Raw genomic sequence first — 466 nt, forward strand, 5'->3', positions numbered from 1 at the left:
GCTGCCTGCAGGACCGCGAAGTCACGTTGCAGGATGGAGTCGATCATGAGCTTGCCGATGCCGGGCCAACCGAAGATGGTTTCCACCACCACCGCCCCGTTGACCAGGCCCACGGTCAGATCGCCCGCCACTGTCAGCGCCGGGGCCGCGGCGTTGCGCAAAGCATGGTGGGTGACCACCCGCACGTCGCCGGCGCCCTTGCTGCGGGCCAGCTTGATATACGGCTCGGACAACGCGGACACCATGGCGCCGCGGACAATCTGGACCAGAACACCGAACGGCCGCAACAGCAGCGTCGCAATCGGCAACACCCACGCCGACGCGCCGCCAACACCGGAAGTCGGCAACCAACCCAGCGTGATGGCAAAAATCCAGATGCCGACAATGGCGAGCCAGAAGTCCGGGATGGAAGCCGCGGCCATGGACACGAAGCTGGAGATACGATCCGCGATGCCGTTGGGCTTCA

1 protein-coding gene is annotated in these 466 nt (G+C 65.2%); it reads right to left on the reverse strand.

What is annotated here, in order from left to right; genetic code table 11:
* On the reverse strand, positions 1-466 hold a 466-nt coding region (locus AC5RWO_RS21460), incomplete at both ends, for an ABC transporter permease (protein ID WP_498733957.1).

The sequence above is a fragment of the Arthrobacter sp. B055-34 genome, from assembly GCF_059090425.1.